Genomic DNA, 1,517 nt, shown 5'->3' on the forward strand with positions numbered 1-1,517 from the left:
CCGGATGGCGTTATCAAGTTCCGGACGACTATAGTTGCGTGACACGTTAAAGTCATACAAAAATTGGCCGGTTTCTAGCTGGTTAGAAAATAACCAAGTCCGGCCGAGAGTTCGCATCTCCTCAACTTTTTCTTTGAAATTTTTTGGCGTTGAGCCGGTATCACTCGGCACTCCAAGACGCTGAATACTTGGACCGCATCCAGTCACCAAAAAAATGCCAAGCAGCAGTGCTCCCCATTTGGTTAGTGCCGATTGACGAGAAGACATGGATCCAAGTTTATTCAAGCGACCCGCCCTTGGACTGAAGGCACTCTTGCAATTCCTGAGTTGGAGTCCAGCCACAGCTTCCGTTCGGCTGGCGTTTGCAGACCGCGGTTTCTAGGCAAGCATACCATTCCTGGTAGACGCAGGTTGAAAAAATTTGGCCGCCCGGCTCGGCGCAAATTTCGTTGCTGCATCCGGCCACGACGCAGTTTTCAATCACGGCGTTGTCGGCCGGCGGCAGCGGGGTCGGTCCGCCCGGGCTTTCGGGCTCAACCAGAGCAGGGCGGCAAGCAACCGCCGCAAAACCAAGACAGATAATTATAATACTGGTACGCATGCGGTCTGGAGTATTATTCAAACTGAACCGGAATTTGAACCGAAGCATCGTGCTCGGGCAGTCCCGAGGGATTATCTTTGTGCAGAATCAAAACCCCGGTCGGAGTGGTGGGCGTAAAATCAAGCGTCATGTCAAACGGCACAAACTCTTCGGTCATCCACTCACCTTGAGCCTGAACCGGCTCAATCGCCAACCGCTGACCGTCGGCATCCAAAAGCTCAACCGGAAAACTGGCTTCAAAATACCAAAATCCGCGCGCCTCGCCTGTGATCCGAACCGGGCTGTTGACAACCGAGTTTGGCTTTGGCGAGGTTACCCGGATATCCGGATGGGTAGTCGCGACAGGTCCGTTAAAAGGCACCTCATCCTGAGAGGGCGCCTGAGCAGGTTGGTCAAAAAAACGAAATGATAGAGCGCCGAGAATTCCAACCGCGACTAGAAATAATGCGATTTTAAGTTTTGTCATAAAAAAAGATTATAAATATTTCTCGACTTCAGTATACCACACCCCGTAGCCGGCGCCAGTCGGGTGGAGATAGTCGGCCGAATAAAAGCGCTGAATGTCGCCAAGAAACGGGTCATCCGCCCGGTTGTGGTAGAGGTCAACGTAGCTGGCCCCATTTGCTCGAGCCGCCTTAGAAAATACCTCGCGGACGGCCTTGGTTCGGCCTGACCACAGCCAGCCGGCCCAGCGCGGAAAAAACGGCGCCAGTCCAATATTGCCACTGTGAAGCAGAATAATCTGACCGTCGGTTAAACGCCGAGCCTGTTCCAAAACCAGAGTGATGTCCTGACTCAGTTCATCAAGCGGAGTAAAATACAAAATGTCGTTTCCCCCAACTTGGAGGATGACCGGATCATATGCCCCGGCCGTTAACTCGCTAAGTTTTGGCACCAAGCCACGAGTTCGCAAGCC

The 1,517-nt window shown here is 52.7% G+C and carries 4 protein-coding genes; all 4 read right to left on the minus strand.

Features of this window, described 5'->3' with window-relative positions; all coding sequences use genetic code 11:
- On the minus strand, nt 1-267 hold a 267-nt coding region (locus VGA08_00665; GenBank protein ID HEX9679117.1), incomplete at its 3' end, for a hypothetical protein.
- 10 nt (nt 268-277) lie between these two features.
- Entirely contained in the window at nt 278-601 is a 324-nt protein-coding gene (locus tag VGA08_00670) for a hypothetical protein (GenBank protein HEX9679118.1), read from the minus strand.
- A 13-nt stretch (nt 602-614) separates the two neighbouring features.
- Nucleotides 615-1,067: a Gmad2 immunoglobulin-like domain-containing protein gene (locus VGA08_00675; protein HEX9679119.1), complete on the minus strand. Its 453-nt coding sequence runs from the start codon at nt 1,065-1,067 to the stop codon at nt 615-617.
- 9 nt (nt 1,068-1,076) lie between these two features.
- Nucleotides 1,077-1,517: SGNH/GDSL hydrolase family protein (locus tag VGA08_00680; protein HEX9679120.1), on the minus strand; the 441-nt coding region annotated here is incomplete at its 5' end.

The organism is Candidatus Saccharimonadales bacterium (assembly GCA_036397795.1).
Classification (GTDB): Bacteria; Patescibacteriota; Saccharimonadia; order Saccharimonadales; family DASWIF01; genus DASWIF01.

What these genes read in the sequence shown, in the direction of transcription:
- VGA08_00670 (HEX9679118.1), bottom strand. Translation starts at nt 601, where the DNA reads ATGCGTACCAGTATTATAATTATCTGTCTTGGTTTTGCGGCGGTTGCT.
- VGA08_00675 (HEX9679119.1), bottom strand. Translation starts at nt 1,067, where the DNA reads ATGACAAAACTTAAAATCGCATTATTTCTAGTCGCGGTTGGAATTCTC.